The 456-nt window shown below is 74.3% G+C and carries 1 pseudogene; it reads left to right on the plus strand.

The features are described from left to right. Window positions 1-456, plus strand: a pseudogene (locus tag LPA54_RS38385) (MFS transporter); the annotation flags it as partial.

Raw genomic sequence — 456 nt, forward strand, 5'->3', positions numbered from 1 at the left:
GTGGGGAGTCAGCGGGCGGATCGGCGTCGATCAGGCGCAGCTGTCCGAGCCGACCGTGGGCGTGGTCTTCGCGGTCGCGCTGGGAGCGGGACTGCTGGGCGTGCTGGGCGCGGGCGCGCTCGGCTCGCGGCTGGGGCGGGCGCTGCCCATCGGCGGCGGGACGGTTCTCATCGCGTGCTGCATCGCGCTGAGCGCCTCCGCGACCGGGCTGGGGAGTTTCGCCTCGGGTGAGATCGCCTGGAACACGTTCTACCCGGTGGTGCTGTCGTATCTGATCGGGCTGGCCGCGTCGCTGGACGCGCGGGGCCGGTGGGCCGTGCTGGTGGGGTCGGCGTCGTCGCTCGGGACCGCGGCGGGGCCGCTGACCGGGAGTGTGCTGTCGGCACAGGCGGGGTTTCCGGTGATGGGCGCTGTGCTGGCGGTGGGGTTGCTGCTGGTCGCGGTGCCGATGACCGG

It is taken from the genome of Streptomyces sp. DH12 (assembly GCF_020873895.1).
Taxonomy (GTDB): domain Bacteria; phylum Actinomycetota; class Actinomycetes; order Streptomycetales; family Streptomycetaceae; genus Streptomyces.